The 16,544-nt window shown below is 63.9% G+C and carries 17 protein-coding genes; 8 read left to right on the forward strand and 9 right to left on the reverse strand.

What is annotated here, in order from left to right; genetic code table 11:
• Positions 1-7 precede the first annotated feature (7 nt).
• Entirely contained in the window at positions 8-616 is a 609-nt protein-coding gene (locus BUS42_RS39765; protein ID WP_074317131.1) for a flavin reductase family protein, read from the forward strand.
• 586 nt (positions 617-1,202) lie between these two features.
• Here the strand turns inward: BUS42_RS39765 and BUS42_RS39775 are convergent.
• The 3 genes from BUS42_RS39775 to BUS42_RS39785 all read right to left on the reverse strand — a co-directional run bounded on the left by BUS42_RS39775 (position 1,203) and on the right by BUS42_RS39785 (position 4,653).
• Positions 1,203-1,577: a hypothetical protein gene (locus tag BUS42_RS39775; protein WP_143206689.1), complete on the reverse strand. Its 375-nt coding sequence runs from the start codon at positions 1,575-1,577 to the stop codon at positions 1,203-1,205.
• Positions 1,578-1,802: 225 nt separating this feature from the next.
• Entirely contained in the window at positions 1,803-2,543 is a 741-nt protein-coding gene (locus BUS42_RS39780; protein ID WP_074317136.1) for a Crp/Fnr family transcriptional regulator, read from the reverse strand.
• 625 nt (positions 2,544-3,168) lie between these two features.
• Entirely contained in the window at positions 3,169-4,653 is a 1,485-nt protein-coding gene (locus BUS42_RS39785; protein WP_074317137.1) for a hypothetical protein, read from the reverse strand.
• Between the two features lie 200 nt (positions 4,654-4,853).
• Between BUS42_RS39785 and modA the strand changes: the two genes are divergently transcribed.
• The 6 genes from modA to BUS42_RS39815 all read left to right on the forward strand — a co-directional run bounded on the left by modA (position 4,854) and on the right by BUS42_RS39815 (position 10,789).
• On the forward strand, positions 4,854-5,675 hold the full coding sequence (gene modA, locus BUS42_RS39790) for a molybdate ABC transporter substrate-binding protein (RefSeq protein WP_074317139.1): 822 nt from the start codon (positions 4,854-4,856) through the stop codon (positions 5,673-5,675).
• A 193-nt stretch (positions 5,676-5,868) separates the two neighbouring features.
• Positions 5,869-6,537: a molybdate ABC transporter permease subunit gene (modB, locus tag BUS42_RS39795; RefSeq protein WP_074317141.1), complete on the forward strand. Its 669-nt coding sequence runs from the start codon at positions 5,869-5,871 to the stop codon at positions 6,535-6,537.
• The gene (locus BUS42_RS39800) at positions 6,534-7,664 is read left to right on the forward strand and encodes a molybdenum ABC transporter ATP-binding protein (protein WP_159452354.1); all 1,131 of its coding nucleotides are present in this window, start codon (positions 6,534-6,536) and stop codon (positions 7,662-7,664) included. Before modB ends, BUS42_RS39800 begins: the two co-directional genes overlap by 4 nt.
• A gap of 17 nt (positions 7,665-7,681) precedes the next feature.
• Entirely contained in the window at positions 7,682-8,764 is a 1,083-nt protein-coding gene (locus BUS42_RS39805; RefSeq protein ID WP_074317144.1) for an RMD1 family protein, read from the forward strand.
• Between the two features lie 232 nt (positions 8,765-8,996).
• Positions 8,997-9,575: a hypothetical protein gene (locus tag BUS42_RS39810; protein ID WP_074317146.1), complete on the forward strand. Its 579-nt coding sequence runs from the start codon at positions 8,997-8,999 to the stop codon at positions 9,573-9,575.
• A gap of 428 nt (positions 9,576-10,003) precedes the next feature.
• The gene (locus tag BUS42_RS39815; protein WP_074317148.1) at positions 10,004-10,789 is read left to right on the forward strand and encodes a hypothetical protein; all 786 of its coding nucleotides are present in this window, start codon (positions 10,004-10,006) and stop codon (positions 10,787-10,789) included.
• 342 nt (positions 10,790-11,131) lie between these two features.
• Here BUS42_RS39815 and BUS42_RS39820 read toward each other — a convergent pair whose 3' ends face one another.
• The 6 genes from BUS42_RS39820 to BUS42_RS39845 all read right to left on the reverse strand — a co-directional run bounded on the left by BUS42_RS39820 (position 11,132) and on the right by BUS42_RS39845 (position 15,772).
• Positions 11,132-11,656, reverse strand: a complete 525-nt coding sequence (locus BUS42_RS39820) for a hypothetical protein (protein ID WP_074317150.1) — start codon at positions 11,654-11,656, stop codon at positions 11,132-11,134.
• A 213-nt stretch (positions 11,657-11,869) separates the two neighbouring features.
• Positions 11,870-12,244, reverse strand: coding sequence for a hypothetical protein (locus tag BUS42_RS45835; protein WP_083671330.1), 375 nt, complete (start codon positions 12,242-12,244; stop codon positions 11,870-11,872).
• Between the two features lie 157 nt (positions 12,245-12,401).
• Positions 12,402-12,806 (reverse strand): DUF1801 domain-containing protein, encoded by a 405-nt coding sequence (locus tag BUS42_RS39830; RefSeq protein ID WP_074317581.1) that lies wholly within the window; start codon positions 12,804-12,806, stop codon positions 12,402-12,404.
• A gap of 56 nt (positions 12,807-12,862) precedes the next feature.
• Positions 12,863-13,636, reverse strand: coding sequence for an exodeoxyribonuclease III (xth, locus tag BUS42_RS39835; RefSeq protein WP_074317154.1), 774 nt, complete (start codon positions 13,634-13,636; stop codon positions 12,863-12,865).
• Between the two features lie 269 nt (positions 13,637-13,905).
• Entirely contained in the window at positions 13,906-14,664 is a 759-nt protein-coding gene (locus BUS42_RS39840; RefSeq protein ID WP_074317156.1) for an SDR family oxidoreductase, read from the reverse strand.
• 76 nt (positions 14,665-14,740) lie between these two features.
• A complete protein-coding gene (locus tag BUS42_RS39845) occupies positions 14,741-15,772 on the reverse strand; it encodes an aldo/keto reductase (RefSeq protein WP_074317158.1) in 1,032 nt (343 codons plus the stop codon).
• Between the two features lie 120 nt (positions 15,773-15,892).
• Between BUS42_RS39845 and BUS42_RS39850 the strand changes: the two genes are divergently transcribed.
• Complete coding sequence (locus BUS42_RS39850) at positions 15,893-16,519, forward strand: TetR/AcrR family transcriptional regulator (protein ID WP_074317160.1); 627 nt, start codon at positions 15,893-15,895, stop codon at positions 16,517-16,519.
• Positions 16,520-16,544: the final 25 nt, after the last annotated feature.

Consider the following 16,544-nt stretch of genomic DNA (forward strand, 5'->3'; position numbering starts at 1 on the left):
GCCCTCCATGCTGATCGATGTCTCCAAAGCGGGCGTGCTCGAGTCGTACCACATGCTCGTGGATGTGGTCACACCTCGGCCGATCGCCTGGGTCACCTCGCTCGACCGCGAGGGGCGGGTCAACCTCGCGCCATTCAGCTTCTTCAATGCCTTCGGCGCCAACCCGCCCGTCGTCATCTTCTCCCCCTTGCTTCGCCGCGACGGCTCGAAAAAGGACTCGCTGCTCAACGTCGAGGCGACCGGAGAGTTCGTCCTCAACGCCGCCGTCGAGCCATTGGCCGAGCAGATCAACCTCTCTTCCAAGGAACTGCCCCACGGCACCAGCGAGGTCGAGCTGACAGGCCTCTCGTTGCTTCCGTCGCTCAAGGTACGCGTTCCGCGAGTCGCCGAAACGCCAGTCAATATGGAATGCATCGTCCGCCAGATCATCCCCATCGGCGACGGCCCGCTCTCCGCGAACCTGGTCATCGGCGAGGTTGTCGTCATCCATATTGATGACCGCATGTTCAATTCATCAGGCCGTGTCGACCCCTGCAAGCTCCGCACCATCAGCCGGTTGGGCGGAGATGACTTTGCCCGGACCACCGATCTGTTCTCGATGAAACGGCCCACCTGAGTGCCGCCATCCGCGGTTCGCAAGGCAGGAGAACGGAAAAGGTGCCAGGTGTCGAACTTGAAGCATCCGCTCGTAGGGAGCAGGATCGGCGGCTTGCAAACCGCTGATGCCACCGTCCGGCAACCCGAGTCTCCAGGTTGCCGCAACGGCGGCACGCAAAGCCCACGGCCAGTCCGGTCGGAGTGACGACTTCAGGGTCGATCCCGACCGAGCCTAGAGGAGCTCGACTTTCGCTGCAAATCTGACGAAGATCCGCCGATCGCAGACCCAGAGATCATTCAACGACGCATCACAGCAATTCATTGGTGCATTGTGAATTCTCAGCCGAAACAGTTTGATCGACACGTCACAATCACTGATCCATCCGACAGGGTGAGCGATTCCAATGGGTTCCCCTTTGCAGCACGAGGAGACGAAGACGGGAAGGTCTTCAGCCGTGTCTTGCCCCGAAAAGAGACCATCCTGAGGACCGAGGGGCGAGTAGTACGTCGGTGTTGCATCAGCCATGAACAACATCCCCTGTTTGGATCGATTACGCCCCGTCTGGCGTTTTCGAATCTGTCAATCCGTTGCACCATCCCTCCGCCTAAACGTGGAGCGTCCTTGGTAAGACCTGGTCGACGCGATGCAGCAATTGTCCCCAGTCCGGCTCAGCTCTCCCGGCCCGGATTTCCTCGACCATCACCATGCCGCACGCTTTGGTAAACGCCTCGATTCCCCGCCGCGACATTTCCATGAGAGTCTCGCTCTGGACGTCGTCCAGTCCTGCCATACTGCACGCATCCTCGGTCTCGCTGATGATGGACCGGCCGGCCATGTCAATGACATCCGGCAAACTTGGACGACATTCACCGCGAGGACACAACTCAATGGCAACACTCATGGCCTGGGCGACCCATTGTTCCTGTCCGGAAAGGAAAAATTGGCGGACTTGCGTCGGCCCGCTCATCGCGGCCGCCATCGCCACAATCCTGCGAGTCAGTTCCGAGTTTCTCTCCATCGGGCAGGCTCCTTCTCCAACGAGGACACGATTCTTCGCCGACGAACCGCCCAATTGCTAATCCATTGAGGCGGGTCAATCTGTCAGGAATCATACAAACCGAGAAAATTTCGGCATCATTCATAGGGATCCGAGGCATAAAGGGTAAACTCGCTTAACCGGAGTCCCGTCCCGATCCGGGGATGCTCAACCCTGAGGATCGGGGAACGCACGGTTGGATTCATCCTTGATGGCCCGGTAGCATTCGCAAGAGGCCTCTTCGAGTCGTTCCCGATCCAGAACGGTCATCCGGCCGTGCCGGTACGAGATGAGCCCCGCATGCTGGAGGGCGCCCGCCGCCACGGTCACACTGGGCCGGTGGACCCCGAGCATCAAGGCGAGATATTCTTGAGTCAGGGAAAACTCGTCAGTCACGACACTGTCACGGCACATGAGGAGCCACCGGGCGCACCGCTCTTCCACCGAGTGCAGACAGTTGCAGGCGGCCAGTCGGGCCCCGGTGTCGATGACGAGGCGGATGTACCGGGAGACGACGTTCTGGAGTTGTCCACTCCGCCGGACTTCCGCAGCAAAGACCGAGGCCGGCATCTGTAAAACCTCGGCGGAGACCTGGCAGAAGACTTGATCGTGGCAGGAGTCGGCACCGAGGTACGCCGAGATTCCCGTCATCCCCTCCCGGCCCACCGCGCCCACCTCGACGGCCCTCCCGTCGAGCATGACGAGCACGGTTGAGATCAACCCGCTCCGGGGAAAGTAGACATGCTCGACGGCTCCGCCGGTCCGATAGAGAACATCCCGGCTTTGCAGCGAAAGCAAGACGGTTCGGTTGAGCATCCGTAGATACTCATCGGCGGGAAGCGCGGCCAAGAGGCGGTTCTCGCCAGAGGAGGGGATCTGGTTGCGAGGCGAATGATTGGAGTAAGACATGGGTGACACTTTCGATACCGGCCCGCCTGGGCGAACACCAGATACGAGTGAACCCAGATATCTATTGGGCTCAGTGTTTCAGCATTATACCAAATCTTGGCCTGGCATTCCTAACAGCTACGGTTTTTGCAATTTCTAAGGAAAGTGCCAGGCAGGGCAGGGTTTGATCGAGGCAAGGCTGGTGCACTCCAGCGGTTTGCGAAAGCGTTGCGCACGCTGCCGCCGGTATTAGCCCCAAAGGGGCGGCCCAGGGAAGCCCGGGGCAACGCCCCGTAGAATCAATACATCCTGCCCTGATAATCCTACAAGGGCGACATAATCCGGACGATGGATCTGCGATGATCGGCCTGGTTGGGGTAACCCGTTAGGCCGCCCCTGCAGGGCTTGGGAACCTTGGTGGCCGAGTCCCCAGGGCGTTGCCCTGGGCTTACTTGGGCCGCCCCGTTGGGGCTGAAAATGAGCGACACGTAATCTGGTCCGGGCCGACTGGGAGCGTCGCAGCGGGACGGTGCCAATACCGCGGCACTCGCCCAAGAAAAAAAAGAAGGGGCCGGATCGCACTCGAACGATGTCGAGGGATCCGGCCCCTGGTCGGGCTTTGCCTGTCTGACTCACGCCGCCTTACTCAGCCATGGCCATAGCCGCGGTCAAAGGCATCGAGTTCACGAAGGTGGGCGGAATAGGTTGTCCGAAAGGTGTCCGCGTCCACCGACCACTTGGGGGCATCCTCGGTGTGGCGGTGGCAGTGCTCTTGCACCAGGCGATGGAGAAACTTGAACAGTTGGCGCGGGGTCCGCAGGTTGCCGAGCGAGTCTTTGAGCGTATCGTCGCTGATCGCCTCATCGATCAACTGGCGAAGCCTCGGCCCTTCGCCGTTGGTCGCCGCACCCGTGGCCGAACCGATGGCGCAGGCGCGAAGGCGGTCGCCGGCCAGGTCGTAGAGCGAGGGGCCGGTCCAGCGCAACGGTTTGACCAGGTTCAACTTGTCGGGACGGGCCCGGTCGTAGAACTCCTTGTCTTCCTTCTCGAGATAGTAGGCCAGCTCAATCGGCAGGAGCAGCTTGACCCCCAGTCCGGGATGGCGGAGGAACTTGTGGTCCAGGAGCGGCCAGATCAGGGCCCGCATCTTGCGCGGGTCGCCCTCAACCTGCTGCGGCTCGTCCACCCGATCGATCAGGACGACAATCCCGGAGTAGCCCAGCGTTTTCAGGACTCCCTGAAACTTGCGGAGCAACTCATAGCGTTCTTCGCCGCCGGTCCCCGCGGCCGTGGGCATGGGCTGACCGCTGAGCTCGCTCGGCTTGAACCAGAGCAGTTCCCAACGCAACGCGGCGGGGTCGCGGCTGAGCACGCGGAGGCCCTTGCGGATATCGCTCGCGAACCATTCCGCGCGGGCGATTCGCCAGCCCCAGTAGAGCCAGCCCAGCACGATCGGGACCAGCAACCAGGGCAGGACCGTCATGGCCCGCATCGCCGGGAACATCGCGATCAGACCGATCACCAGCAAGGTCGTGCCGAACCCGATCTGCAAGTCGCGGCGGCTCCACAACGGGCGAAAGCCCGAACGCCGGCGGAGTCGGCTCCAGCGTCGTTCGATCGGCTCACCCGTCGACTGGTCATAAAACGCGGCCAGGAGCAGCAGGTCGCGACGCTGGTCGAGGCTCAGGGCCGAGAGGTCCACCCGGTTCGCCGTCAGGGCGTCGACGAGTTGGGTCACCCCCTGGGCGAGGATCGCGTCCATGTGGTCCTGAAGCCGCCAGCGCGTCAGCGCCTGCGCAGTGTCCTTGGCGCGGACGGCCGACTTGAAGTGGTCGAGGTAAGGGTTGAAATCGTCGTAGGAAATGACGAAGACGCGACCGTCGGGGTTTTGCTGATTGTACGTTTCCATCTCGGCGGTCGCTTGAAGCCGAAGCGCCGTCTTACCGCTTCCCTTTTCACCGAAGACGAGAGCCGTCGACGGGTCGGCCGGACTGCCGAAGAATTTGTCCCAGGCCGGATGGTGGATCGTCGCCATGCAGCGCCGCTTGAAAACGGTGTCGGTTTGCGCGTCTTCTTCGCTGAACGGGTTGCCGTCGATCCCATGGTGACGGAGAAACTGCTCGGTCTTCATCGTGTAATCTAAGCTCCTGAGACGACTTCGGTCCTCCCTGGGGGACCATTCCGTCTTAACCGATTCCACCCCCGCACCGCAATCGCAGGCGAGTTGACGGCGGGACCATCGGGGTCCTACGATGATCGTCCAATCGGCATGAGGTCCGCAATGGCCTGGACCGCCGACCCGAATGGCCCATTATAGAGGACAGTGCTACCATGCCCCGCCGCGAATCCGGCTCGCCGTGGATCGTTGGCCTGGCGATCGTGCTGACTTGCGTTGGCTGTGGTTCACCGTCCGAGCCAAAGGGGCAGAAGCAGGGGCCGGAGCAGGGGGGGCCCCTCGAACCGTTGCGGATCGCCGCCGCCAGCGACCTCCAGACCGTGCTCCCGGTCCTCGCCAAGCGGTTCACCGATCGGACGAAGGTCGAGCTCACCTTGACGTTCGGCTCGTCGGGCCTGCTGGCCGAGCAAATCAAGGCAGGCGCACCGTTCGACGTCTACCTCGCCGCCAACCAAGCGTTCGTCCAGAAACTCGCCGCCGGCGGGTTGGTTCAACCAGATTCCGTCCACCCGTATGCGCGAGGAACGCTCGTGCTGGCGGTCCACCGCGAATCCGGGGGGGCGATCGCCAGTCTCGCGGACCTGGAAAAGCCCGAGATCAAGAAAATCGCGTTGGCCAACCCCGAGACCGCCCCGTACGGGACGGCCGGCAAGCAAGCGCTCGAGCGGTCGGGCCTCTGGTCCAAACTCGAGCCCAAGATCGTCCCGGCCGAGTCGGTTCGTCAGGCCCTCCAGTTCGTCGAGTCGGGGAACGCCGAAGGGGGGCTGGTCGGCCGAGCCCTTGCGAACTTGCCCAAGGTCCGCATCGTGGAAATTGAGCCAAAGCTCTATGACCCGATCATCCAGGCCCTGGGCGTGCTGTCTCGAACCAAGCGTGCCAAAGATGCCGGCGCTTTCGCCGACTTCGTCCTGAGCGACGAGGGCCAATCGATCCTGAACGACGCCGGGTTTGCCCACGCACCGGCTCCCTCTGAATGAGACCGCGAACACAATCATAGCAAAATTTCATCAAATGTGATCAAGTGAAGCATCATCCCCATCACCCAAGAGAAGCCATGGATCCGAATTTTCTTGCAGGGTGGGCACGGCCCACCCTTGGAATTTCCCTGATCTCGACGGTCTTCGAAACGGTGGGCCGCGCCCATCCCCCGAGACCGTGAGCCCTGACGAGATGACCCCGCTCTGGCTCTCACTGCGCGTGGCGACACTGGCCACGGCCGCGATCGTTGCGCTCGGGGTTCCGATCGCGCTGGTCTTGGCGCGAGGCCGGTTTTTCGGGAAGGGGTTGGTTGCCGGATTCCTGGTTTTGCCGCTCGTGATGCCGCCGACGGTCCTCGGCTATTACCTGCTTCAGCTCCTCGGCCGCCGCGTCTGGCTCGGGGCCTGGCTCGAGCGGACCTGGGGGGTGACGATCGTGTTTCATTGGTCGGGGGCCGTGATCGCCTCGGCGGTCGCCGCGTTCCCGCTCTTCTTGCTCCCCGCGCGGGGGGCCTTCGAGGGGGTCGACCCCGCGCTCGAGGATGCGGCCCGACTGCTCGGCCGCCGCGAGCTATCCGTCTTCACTTCGGTAACGCTGCCCTTGGCCTGGCGGGGCCTGGCGGCCGGGGCCGTGCTTGCGTTCGCCCGGGCCCTGGGCGACTTCGGCGCCACCTTGATGGTGGCCGGTGACATCCCCGGTCTCACCCAGACGGCGTCGCTGGCGATCTACGACGCCGTCCAAATTCCCGACGCGGCTCATGCCGCGCGAGCCGCGCGCCTGACTCTCTGTGTCTCAGCGATCTCGATCGCATCGCTCGTACTCGTCCAATGGACGCTCCCCTCGCCGGAGCGACGGCGTTGAGCGCAACCGACGCCCTCACACTCCGGCTCACTCGCCGGATTCATGCCGACCTGACGCTCGACGTGGAGCTCGACTTGAACCGCGAGTGCGGCGTCGTGTTCGGCTCCTCCGGTGCGGGCAAGACGACCTTGCTTCGCCTGATCGCCGGCCTGGAGCGCCCCGACCGCGGTCGCATCCAACTGGGCGACACGGTACTCTATGATGATCGATCAGGGCTCAATCTCCCGTTGCGCGAGCGCCGGATCGGGATGATTTTTCAGGACGACCTCCTGTTCCCCCACCTCAACGTCGCGGCCAACATCCAGTTCGGCCTGAAGGGCGAGCCACGAATGCGGGCAAAGGCGCGGATGGAGGAGGTCGCAGCCTTCTGCGGTGTCAGCCAACTCCTCGAGCGCCAGCCGGCGACTCTCTCCGGCGGCGAGCGACAGCGGGTCGGCCTGGCGCGGGCCCTGGCTCCTCGTCCGCGGCTCTTGCTCTGCGACGAGCCCGTCTCGGCGCTTGACATTACGAGTCGTCACACTTTGATTGAACGGCTTCGAACCGTCCAGCAAGCCGAAGCGATCCCGATCCTCTACGTCACGCACAGCACCGCCGAGGCGATTGCCTTGGGGTCGCGGCTCTTTCTGCTCGCGAACGGGCGGATCATCGATCGCGGCCCGCCGCTCGACGTGCTGGCGGCTGCCGGTCGAGGGGCATCGACATGGTTCGAGGGGGTCCGCAATCTCTTCCGAGGGCGAGTCGAGTCCCACGCCGAGGACCGGGGGGAAACCCGGCTCCGCTTGATCGACGGCCCGATTCTGGTCGTCCCGTTTCACGATCGCCCCCCGGGAACCAGCCTGGCGGTGGAGGTCCGCGGTGATGAGATCTTGCTCGCCAAGGGTCCGATCGAAGGGCTGAGCGCGCGCAACGTGATCCCCGGGACGGTCGATCGCATCGTGACGCACGGTTCCGAGGCCGAGGTACTCGTGCAAACCGAGGCGATCTCCTGGATCGTGAGCGTGGTTGCGCCGGCGGTCACCGCGTTGGCCCTTGCCCCTGGTTCCCACCTCCACCTGATCGTCAAAGCGCGAAGCTGTCTCATCCTGGACGATGGCTTTCGAGACGAGCCATCAAAAAACATTATCTAGGCACGTCATGGGATTTCATGGAATTACTCGACATCACGATCCACCTGGCCTTTGCCTTTGATATCGGCTATGAGATCGACCTCGAAACCGCTCAGGCACTCTTGCCGGGCGAGGCCGGCCTCCTTGCCCGGCGGAGGCGGACCCCGGAATCGATCCGCTATCGACCCGCCCCGTTGCGGCTGGCGATCGACCCCGGCGATATCGTTTTGCCCGGCGGGAGAAAAACGATTCAACCGCCCCGCGCCGAGCTGTCCGTGTTCGACTTCGGGGCCCTCTCGCTGACGGTGCAATTCCCCGCGCGAATGTCGCCTGAGGAGATCCTCCAATTGGCGGGCGATCTAGCCGATCCCACCCCCTTGAACGAGGCGGCCCGGCGGGTCGTCACCCCGTTGATCGACCGGCTCTACCCGGCCGTCACCGGCCTGGAGGTGAGCGCGCTCAGCGAGGAATATATCATCTTCCAAGTGAACAACGTCGACCCGGATTGGATCGCCAGCCACACGGCATGGGTCGCGGGTCTCGTCCGACTCGAACCGGACGGCCTCAGCAAGTCGGAAGTGGCCGAAGCGAATCGGCTGAGCCTGTCGTATACGCCGACCGACCTCGTCACGCTCGACTGGGCGGCCGGGTTCGTCGCCGACCGCGACTGCGCAGACACGTTGCAAGTCATCGAGTTCGCCAACGTTCAGCTCCTCGAGTTTCGCCATATCGACGACCGGCTCGACGATCGCCTTGAGGCCGCCTACAAACTGATCGGAACCGGCCACGACCGGCGTTGGTCGCCCCCTTCCTGGCGCATGCATGGCTCGGCGATGCGCAACGTCCGCGAGCTCGAAATCGAAGCCACCAGCCTGTTCGAGCGGGCCGACAACGCACTCAAGCTGATCGGCGACCAGTACCTCTCGCGTGTCTTCGAACTCGCCTCCACCCGCTTCCACTTGCGCGAGTGGCAACAGTCGATCCGTCGCAAGCTCGACACTGTGGGTGACGTCTATGATTTGCTCGTCCAGCAATCGGGCGTGAGCCGGATGGAAACCCTGGAAATCATCGTGATTCTGCTCATCGCCATGGAGATCGTTCTGGCCATCTATCGACACTGAGTGCGTGGGCGAGCATGGGGACCAGGAAGACCCGGCAAAGGTGGCTGAGCAACGCGACGCTTCGGACGATTTCTCCTCAAAGTCGAGGCGGGAAAGGTTCGACACACGGCTCCTCCTCCTTTTGATGGACTTCAGACAAGGAGCCGGCAGCCCGTATCCCCCTGGATTCAGGGGCGTGTAAAATCCACATAATGGGACACGTGGAAATCCTGAATTTGGGAAAGGCAGAGCCATGCTGCGAATCACGACGGTTGGCCTTCTCATCACCCAGGGAGTGGTGACCTCACTCGCGTTGGCACAGGGAGTCGCCTCAACGCCGGGAGAGCCGGCGCCGCGGTCGGGGTACAAAGTCGCCTTCTTGTACGACCGAACTCGGCCTACTCCGACGTTCCAATACCAGGTCTATGACCTCGGCAAAGGGCAGTATGACCACCAAGCGGTCAGCCGCTGGCTCGACGTCATCAAGGCGCGGTTCCCCGACTATGCCGCATATATAAAAGACATCCCCACCGGGCACGAGCCCGGAACAGACGAGCGAGCCGCCCTGATGACGGCAATCGCCCAGGAGAAACAAAAGGTCGAATCAACCTTCCTCCGGGCGCTCACCAACGAACCCACGCGGCCACCCACCGACTACGAAAGATTGATGCACCCGTCGATCTCTGGCTATAACCCGAACCCGGTGCGGTCGACCGGCCGAAGCGTCTTCAGTAGTCCTCTCGGCGGCTCGTGGCGGTTCGAATACGCTCCACCGTCTCCCTCGTATCCGTCCTCCCCGTTCCCATACCCGTACCCACGGCCGCACCCTTAAGTCCCGGACCGACGTGACGGAGAAAGCGGTTGCGGCCATGGCCGACATCGTGGCGACACTCCTCAGGCTCTTTCGCCGACGACAAGAGCCTCGTCAGTCTCTGGAAGTTAACCGCGCATTCCTCCATTACCCAAGCCGCCCCGGCGAATTCCCAGAGCGGCGCGTCGACATCCCCCGCCCCCACAGTCACTCGGAAAAATCGAAATTCTGAATCAAGGCCGTGAACTGAAACGGCGGTGCGGGCGTACGGATGCAGGAATCGTCGGGCCCAAGCTCGACTCAACTCGGCGGGCCACGACCGTGTGGGGTTGGACTGCGCGCCGACGGAGACGTCGGAGCCTTGGCTCGAGCACCTCGTGAGCCAATTCGCCCGCGTGGGACATCGACGATGAGCGATTCTCCGATCCGATCCCCCCTAGAAAAGCGTGTTGTTTGCCCCCGTTCCTCGCCACTTCCCATTCCTCTGGTTCGTGGCCGGAATCGTGGTCGTCGCCATCGTCCTCGGCCGATCGACGGAGGTGTCGGGGCCCGATCGCTCGCCCCGGTACCCGGCCCACCCGCGGTATCTCGGGATCAGAGCCAGTTGGTTCTCCGACCATCCTGACACCCCTCGTCTCCTCGACACGGAGACCGGTCTGATCTCACTCGACTCGGCCAACGGCGAACAGGGGTTCGAGGACCTCAGTTGCTCACCCTGGCGTGACGGCGACGGTCGATACCACATGGCGGGCCGCTGGCGTGACTTCGACAGTGACAGGAGTGGAGGACTTACCCGAGCGTTCGGGCTGGCGCGTTCGACCTTTCCGGCGAGTTCGTCCGTCGAACGTGTCGATCTCGAGATCCCCATTTGGGGGCGACCTTGCTGGTCCCCCGACCGTAGCGACCGGGTCTTATTCACAGGGGGTGACGGCCGGCTTCTACCTCGACGGCTCCTCGACAACCCGGAAGTCGGAGCCCGCGCCGCCACGGGCGGTGCGTTGGCAAACCGATCCGCCGGAGGCGGGCGTGAGTTGGCAACAGGATCCGTGCTGGTCGAGCGTGCCGGCACTGGGTGGACGGCTCCTCGTCTCACTGCTCCCCCGATCGGTCCGGTCTCGGCCGGAACTCGACCTCCACCTCTGGTGGCTGCAATTGAGCCCCGATGGCGAATCGATCATCGCGGCCGAGCGCGCGATCGTCCCGAAAGGCGTGGGACCGACCTCGCCTTGGGATGAAGAGCGGCTACCCAACGTGGGGGTGAGTCGCGACGGCACGCCCCTGCTGGCCTTCCTGGCCCGTAGTCACGGACAAGCGGATTGGGAGCTCTGGCTGATGCCGGTCGAAGCGGCATCCTCGGGCCAGGGGCCGAGGGTCCTGACCTCGACCGGGCGCAAGCTCGCGGAGGGGTGCTTGCCGGTACTACCGGCTTTCTCTGCCGACGGACGGTGGATCTATGCAGGGCGATCCGTCGATGGGAACTTCCGCCTGGAACGCCTCGCGGTCGACCATCCGGATGAGAACAATTCTCGTTCGGGTGGATTACAGGCCAAATGCCACGGACCAGACCGGCGTCAACCTCACTCTACGTCCAACTCCGGATCGAACATACCGGCTTGGGGACGCAGGCACGGCTCGATTTTCTTCGGATCTTGGACTGAAGGCCACCCCGGGTATCGGCCGGTAAGCAAGTAGGCGATTGCACCGAAAACCAATGCGACGGCCTGCAAGACACTGCCGGTTATCGCCGTCGTGAGGAAACCAGCCAGCTCGCCATTGGGTTTCGTTAGCCTTCGAGATTGGACAGCCAGTTCCAGTGATTCCGTGACGGTGATGCCGACCATTCCGGCCACCATCTGAATGACTGGACAGATCTGGAGCGCGGCCACAAACCCTCCGCCAACCACCATCGCGAACAGAAAACGTTGACTCTTTTCGCCCACAAACATGGGCCAGAGCCATGCCAGGAAGATTGCTATGCCCATCCCAAGTCGACCGCTCTTGTCCGTAAACGGCCATCCCCAAATGAGCGGCACGATCAGATTCAGCGAGAACACCAAAAGCCATTTGCATCGCCAGAACTTCAGATCCGAAGAATCGGACATCGTCCCTCCCTGACTCGAATTGGACGCACTCCAAACCCGTTAATTCCCGTTCTAACGTCACGGCTTCGACATTCACATCCGTGCAAAATTTGAATCCGTTTGCGGTGGCCGAGTAATTACTGCGAGAACGACTCATTATCCATCCCAAAATTTCTTAATTCAAAGCAACGGGATCGGCCTGGGTGGCCGTCGCGGCTCCTGGCCCCCTCAAGATCACTCCCATTGCCTCGCCCGGTCGTAGTACTGCCTCATGGTCGACACGATCCGCTTCTTCTCGTTAAGAGCCACGAAGAGGACCAGGAGAATGCCCAGGGAGAGCATCACGCCCCAGCGTGCCAGGTCGTTCGCCGCGCTCACGCGGCCGACCTGGTAGACGACGTCGAGGACGAAGCCGACGAGGCCATGCCAGAGGAAGGTCTGGATCCACAGGCCGATGCCGACGAAGATTCCGGCGAGGGACAAAAGCAGGAGCGTGAGCCAGGCGCCAAAGCTTTGGAACTGCCAGATGGGCAGGGCAATGGCTCGGCCGGCTGGCCATATTCGCGCCAGTCCTTGATGTCGCCGGGCTTGAATTGGTGGACCGCCCACGGGCCGATCCCGAAGTCGTCGACGTACCTCCGGATCGTCGCGTCGAGGTCGCGCACCACGATACCGATCTGCACCCTCCCGACCGGGCCAGATGGAAGATCGGCGTGCCCCCTCCCCGAGAATCACAGATCTCGAAATCGCGGATGGTCCATGCCGCCTAGCCGCGAGATGAAGACATGTTCAAGGCCACGGCGGCCCGAATGAGGGCTCTCAGGGCCTCCTCGTCCAACTTGTCGCCCTCATGGAAATCGATCGCGCGCCGTGCGTTGCCTTCGAGGCTGGAGTTGAAGAGGCCGGAAGGGTCCGCCAGGGAGGCCCCCTTGGCGAAGGTCATCTTCACGGCGTTCTTGTAGGTCTCGCCGGTGCAGACCAGCCCGTTGTGCGACCAGGTAGGAACCCCCGCCGGATTCGACGGCTTCTTCCATTTCCGCTCCTCGGTCATCTCGGGGTCCGCCTCCATGATCAGGGCGCGGAGCCGGGAGAGCATCGCGCCCCTCCAGTCGCCCCGATCCTCGGTCGGCTCAGATGGAGTCTCGGCTCCCTTCGACTGGCTCTTCTTCATGTCGTCAGCTCCTTCTTTTTCGTGGACCGTCGCCTTGCCGCTCTCTCGGGGAGAACTCATCTCCCCAATTCAATCCAGGTCGGTGCGTGGTCGCTCGTCTTTTCCATGGCCCGCACGTCCTTATCCACGCCCGCCGCCTTGAGCCGGGGAGCGAGTTCCGGGCTCAGGAGCAGGTGATCGATCCGCAGGCCGGCGTTGCGGGAGAACGCGCCCCGCATGTAGTCCCAGAAGGTGTAGATCGTCTCGTCCGGGTGCAGGTGCCGGAGCGCATCCGTCCAGCCCTGGGCGAGCAGCCGCCGGTAGGCCTCGCGGGTCTCGGGCAGGAACAGGGCATCGTCCACCCAGCGCTCGGGCTGATACACGTCCCGCTCGGTGGGGATGACGTTATAGTCGCCCGCGAGGACGACGGGGCTGCCCTGCTTGAGCAGGCCCGCGGCGTGGGTGGTGAACCGCTCGAACCACTTCAGTTTGTACTCGAATTTCGGGCCCGGGGCCGGGTTGCCGTTGGGCAGGTAGAGACAGCCGACCGTCACGCCGCCCACGATGGCCTCGATGTACCGGCTGTGGGTGTCGTCCAGGTCGCCGGGCAGGCCTCGCCTTGTCTCCTCGGGCTTCTCGCCCCGGGCGAGAATGGCGACGCCGTTCCATGCTTTCTGGCCGTGCCAGACCGCCTCGTAGCCCGCCTCGCGTATGGCTTCGACCGGGAACTTCTCGTCGGCCGCCTTCAGCTCCTGCAGGCAGGCGACGTCGGGCTTTGAGGACGCGAGCCAGTGGAGCAGCACCGGCAGGCGGGCGTTGATGCTGTTAACGTTGTAGGTGGCGATTTTCATGGGGGGAATTCTACCGCAGTTGGCGTGATTCGTCGCCCCGGGGATGCTGAGGGGCGGCGTCGGCCTATCATCGCCCGGGTTCGGGAGTTACGACGCGAAAGATGGGCGTACCGGAAGGGTCTGCGCGAGTGGTCGTCCCATTTTCTCCGGCTTCGCCTCCGTACAGACAGGTTGGCCGAGCGGGTTTGAGCGGGGAGATGGGGGCGGCATCGCCCGCCCCCATCTCCCCGAGCGGGAACATCAGGAGCCGTGCTGACCGCGAAGGACCGTCACCACGGGAGTTTTCCGAGTGTCGCGTGCGAGAACGTACCCGTCGGCCCGTCCGGGCCGAGCAGCGCCAAGCGCACCGCCTCGCGGGCGCCCTCCTCGACGTTATCCGTGCCCGTGTAGTTGTTGAGGTTCGTCTTGGTGTAGCCCGGCGACGCGGCGTTGACCTTGATCCCGGTCGGCTCCAGCTCGATCGCCATCGCGAGCGTCATCGCGTTGAGGGCCGTCTTGGACGCGGGGTAGACGGGGCCGAAGATCGAGCGCCAGGGGAAGGCCGGGTCCGCATTCATCGTCAGCGAGCCGGCGCCGCTCGACACGTTGACGATGCGGGCCGCCGGCGCCTCGCGCAGGAGCGGCAGCATCGCCTGGGTGACGGCGACGACGCCGAACACGTTGGTCTCGAACACCGCGCGCACTTCATCGAGCGACACGACGCTCGGGCGGGTCGACTTGGAATAGTCCTCGATGGACTCGCCCGGCTGCAGTCGCGTATTCGAGATGGCCGCGTTGTTGACGAGCACGTCGAGGCGGCCGAACTCGTTGCGGATGCGCTCCGCCGCGGCGGCGATCGACGCCGGATCCGTCACGTCGAGCTGGATCGCGTGGGCGTCTCCTTCGATGGTATTCGCGGCCGCCTCCCCACGCTCGAGGCTCCGAGACCCGACGAGCACGGTGAAGCCGTGCGCCGCGAGATCCTTGGCGATCTGGAGGCCGATCCCTTGGTTGGCCCCGGTGACCAGGGCGACGGGTTCATCCTGCATGTTCGTCTCCTGATAAGAGCAGATGAGATGGGATGGGATGGGATGGGATGGGATGGGATGATGGATAACGCCCCGATCACGTCGCCGCGCGGTCGGCGATCGGGCGGCGGCGCAGCTCCGCCCGCGCGATCGCCGGCGGGTTGTACTTCGCCTCATCCATCCCGACGTCGGTCCCGGGCGGGACGATCTGGTCGATCCGGTCGAGGACGTCGTCGCCGAGGCGGGCATTGGCGCCGGCGAGCAGGTCGTCGAGGTGCTCCATCGTGCGAGGCCCGAGGATCGCCGACGTCACGCCGGGGTGGGCCATCACGAACGCCATCGCCATGTGCGTGAGCGACAGCCCCACCTCCTCCGCCAGCGGGAGGAGCCGCTCGACCGCGTCGAGCTTGCGTTCGTCGGCCATCTGCCGGGGGAAATACCGGGCGCGCACGCCGTCCGGCGTCTCGTGCCCCTTGCGATACCGGCCGGTGAGCATGCCCTTGGCCAGCGGACTCCAGACCATCGCCCCCATCCCGTAGCGCTCGCAGGCGGGGAGCACCTCGCGCTCGATCCCGCGGTCGAGGATCGAATAGGGCGGCTGCTCGGTGCGGAAGCGCGCCAGCCCGCGCCGCTCCGCGACCCACTGCGCCTCGACGATCTCCGAGACCGGGAAGGTTGAGGATCCGATCGCGCGCACCTTGCCGGCACGCATCAGGTCGGTCAGGGCCGAGAGAGTCTCCTCAATGTCGGTTTCCGGCGAGGGGCGGTGAATCTGGTAGAGGTCGATGTGGTCGGTGCCGAGACGACGCAACGAGTCCTCGACGGCTCGCGTCAGCCAGCGGCGCGAATTGCCCCGCATGTTCGGGTCGTCGCCCATCGGATGATGGGCCTTGGTGGCCAGTACGATGCCGTCGCGACGGCCCTTGATCGCCTTGCCGACAACCACCTCGGACTCCCCCTTGCTGTAGGCATCGGCGGTGTCAATGAAGTTGATACCGGCGTCCAATGCCTTGTGGATGATCCAGACGCAGTCGTCGTGATCGGGGTTGCCGATCTTGCCGAACATCATTGCTCCCAGGCAGTAGGGGCTGACTTTGATGCCGGTCTTCCCGAGCGTGCGATATTGCATGGCCGTGTCCCCTGGAGCCGAAGTGTGGCCAACACCGCCTCGCTGTGCTAAAACGGAAGCGTAGGCGGAACTGTGTTCCGTTAATATCCGGAACATTGTTCCGTTTGTCAAGAGGGGGCCATGGTGAGCGGCAAGCAAGCAGAACCAGGCGATGGGTCGGCGACACGCGGTCGGACGAATCGACGCGTGCGCGCCGACGCCCTGCGCAACATCGACGCGTTGCTCGAGGCGGCCAAGGCGGTGTTCCTTGCCTCGGGCGTGGATGCCCCGGTGCGAGCGATCGCCGAGAAGGCGGGCGTCGGCATCGGGACGATCTACCGCCATTTCCCGCAGCGTTCGGACCTGATCGTGGGCGTTTTCCGCCGCGAGGTCGACGCCTGCGCCGTCGCCGCCGAGGCCCTGGCCGCCGAGCACGTGCACGAGCCCGGCGAGGCGCTGGCCCGATGGATCCGTCGCTACGTCGACTTCATCTCCGCGAAACGCGGGCTCGCGGTAGCTCTGCACTCGGGCGACCCGGCCTATAGCGCCTTGCCGGCCTACTTCCAGGAGCGGCTCCTCCCCGCGTTCCAGTCCTTGCTCGATGCCGCGGCTGCCGCGGGCAAGGTGCGGGGAGGCATCGAGCCCTACGACGTGCTGCGGGCGATCGCCAGCCTCTGCACGCCCGGCCACGATGTCGGGCCCGACCATGCCCGGCGCATGGTCGAGCTGCTCATCGACGGACTGCGCTTCGGCGCGATCTCGCCTTAGGCCGCAAGTCGCCCTTCAGCGACTT

The sequence above is a fragment of the Singulisphaera sp. GP187 genome, from assembly GCF_900129635.1.
Lineage (GTDB): Bacteria > Planctomycetota > Planctomycetia > Isosphaerales > Isosphaeraceae > Singulisphaera.